The organism is Dietzia sp. SLG310A2-38A2, assembly GCF_014145095.1.
Taxonomy (GTDB): Bacteria; Actinomycetota; Actinomycetes; order Mycobacteriales; family Mycobacteriaceae; genus Dietzia.
In genome coordinates this window covers 1-2,834 of record NZ_JAALDX010000380.1, presented here as the reverse complement: position 1 = coordinate 2,834, position 2,834 = coordinate 1, and the positions used below count along the sequence as shown (strand labels likewise).

2 protein-coding genes are annotated in these 2,834 nt (G+C 71.4%); both read right to left on the bottom strand.

Annotated elements, in window-relative coordinates; all coding sequences use genetic code 11:
- Positions 1–64: 64 nt before the first annotated feature.
- Complete coding sequence (locus G6027_RS13275) at positions 65–1,513, bottom strand: FAD-binding protein (RefSeq protein ID WP_182637584.1); 1,449 nt, start codon at positions 1,511–1,513, stop codon at positions 65–67.
- A gap of 29 nt (positions 1,514–1,542) precedes the next feature.
- The coding region (locus tag G6027_RS13270) for a lipase family protein (RefSeq protein WP_182637583.1) at positions 1,543–2,834 on the bottom strand (1,292 nt) is incomplete at its 5' end.

The following is a 2,834-nucleotide window of genomic DNA, read 5'->3' as shown; positions in this document are numbered from 1 at the left end:
GGCACCGCTGGTCGGGGGCGCTGCCGGTCGGGGGCGCTGCCGGTCGGGTCCGGCGCCCCGCGGGTCAGAGCAGCTCGAGCCGCCGTCCCATGTCGGAGACGAAGACCCCGTGGGGATCGATCTCGCGGCGGGTGGCGATCCACGAGTCGATCTGCGGGTACATCGCGTGGAAGCGCTCGGCCGGGACCCGCGAGTCCTTGGCGGTGTAGAGCCGGCCGCCCATCGACATGACCTTGGCGTCGAGCTCGTTGACGAACGCGTTCAGTCGATCGTTGATGGGGAAGTCCACGCACACGTTCCACCCCTCCATGGGGAACGAGAGCGGGGCCTGGTTCCCGGGTCCGAAGAGCTTGAACACGTTGAGGAACGAGTAGTGGCCCGATCGCTGGATGTCGCCGATGATCTCCTTGAACCCGTCGACCGCCCCGGGCGGGACGATGAACTGGTACTGCAGGAAGCCGTCGGACCCGTACGCGCGGTTCCACTCCCCGAAGAGATCGAGCATGTGATAGAAGGCCGGGAGGGTCTTGATCTTGTTCCGCGAGGTGCCGCCGAGGCGGTAGTAGACCTCGCCGATGGGGCCGAAGGTGAACTTGTTGGCCAGGCCGTTGGGGAACACGTCCGGGAACGTGACCAGCGGCTTGGCGTTCATGGCCAGCGGGTCCTTGGCGAGCTTGGGTGCGTACTCCTCGAGCTGGGCCAGCGTGGCGAGCGAACCGCGGGATACGGCGGCGCGGCCGAGCTTCGGCGGCGCACTGATCGCGTCGAACCACGCCGAGGAGTACGTGTACTTCGACTCGGAGCCGTCGGTGTGCAGCGCGATGGTCTCGTCGAGCGAGGCCGTCTGGTCGGAGTCGGCCAGGAAGAACGCGGTCTCGGTGCGGGTCATGGCGATCCACACCTTGAGGACCACGCCGGTGAGGCCGTTGCCACCCACCGTGGCCCAGAAGAGCGTGCCCCCGGGGTCGTCCGACGTCCCGCCGGGCTCGAGGGTGAGGACGCGGCCGTCCGCGACGAGCAGCTCCATCCGGGTGACGTGGTTGCCGAACGACCCCGCCGAGTGGTGGTTCTTGCCGTGGATGTCGTGTCCGATCGCCCCGCCCACGGTGACCTGGCGCGTGCCCGGGAGTACCGGCACCCACAGGCCGAACGGCAGGGCGGCGCGCATGAGCTGGTCCAGGTTCACACCGGCGTCGACCACGGCGAGCGCCTTCTCGGCGTTGAGCTCGTGGATGCGGTTGAAACGGCTCATGTCCAGCACGAGACCGCCGGAGTTCTGCGCGCTGTCCCCGTACGAGCGGCCGAGTCCCCGGGCCACGACCCCGCGCTGCAGGTGTGCGGGACCGGACGCGTTGGCGTCGTTGACCGCCGCGACGGCCGCCGAGATCTCCTCCACCGAGCGCGGGGTGAGCACGTGGCTCACTGCCGGCGAGGTGCGTCCCCAGCCGGTGAGTCGCTTGAGTTCGGTGTCCAGGGCGGACTCGGCCGGGGGGGTCTGCTGCGTGGTGCTCACCCGGTCGAGGTTACCGCCGGGATCGCCGATCAGCGGCACCCCGTGGTGAACGGCACGCCCCGGGCGCGGGCGTCGACCCAGTCGAGCGCGGGTCCGACCGCCGTGTAGGCGCCGGTCACGTGTTCACCGGCCACGGGCGTGTACTCCACGTCCGCACCCGCCGCGCACCACTCGTCGACCAGCCTGTGGGCGGTCCACTCCGGGACGAAGGTGTCCCCGGGGCCCTGCGACGAGCCCGGGCCGGGGCCCATCGGGACGGTCGCGTCGGCGTGCCACACCTGCACGGGCCCGGAGGGGACCTCACGGGGATCCGCCCCGTGGACAGGGTCGGCGCGCCCCAGTCGGTTCCGCGCCATCACCTCGATCACCGTGGGATCGGTGCGGGGGTCGACGTCGGTGAGCGCCGACAGCGGGAAAGGTGCGAGCCCGCCGACCGTGTTGGTCGACGCGCAGGCGTCCCGGAGCTGGTGTGCCACCACGTCACCGGTGTCGTTGAGCAGCGGGTACAGCTGCGGGTACTCGCGGGCCAGCCCCAGCACGGCCGCGCGGTAGAGGCCGGAGGCGAGCGTCCCGTCCATCGTGTCGAACAGGTCCGCGTAGTCGGCGGGGACACCGCCCACGGAGGACCCGACGAGCACGTCGGTGAGCTCGGGGGCGTACACCGGTTGCAGCTGGGCGGCCCATCCCGTGGCGATCCCCCCACCGGAGTACCCCACCTGGACCACGCGCGAGTCGGAGAACAGCGGGCCCTGGTCGCCGACCGGGGTGAAGGCGCGGGCCGCGCGGATCCCGTCGAGTACGGCCCGGCCGTTGGCACGCCCCGCCGCGTAGGCGGCCCGTGGGCCCTGGAAGTCCGTGAGCACGAGCCCGTAGCCACGGTCGGCGAGGATCTGCAGGAAGGGCGGCAGTTCCATGTTGAACTTGTGGGGCAGCACGTGCGAGGGCATGCACTCCAGACCCAGCGAGTCGATGGTGACGTTGAACGACACCAGCGGCCGGGGACCCGGGCCGGGCCACGGCGTGGCCGGCTCGATGATCGTGGAGACGATCTGCTGCGGCCGGTCGTGCGAGTCGGAGCTCTGGACCAGGACCTGCCATCCGCGCCCGAAGTTGCGCACGTTGTGCGGCGGGATCGACACCGGGCGCGTGGCCAGGATGGTGCCGGGAGCCGTATCGGGGGCGACGGCGGGAGGGGAGGAGTACCACGGGTCGGGCGAGGGGCTCGGGAGGTACCGCTCCGGCGTGCGCTGCTCGGGCGGGGCCGGCCGGAACGCGGCCACGGGGTCGACAGGCTCGGGGTCGACAGACCCGGGGGAGAGCG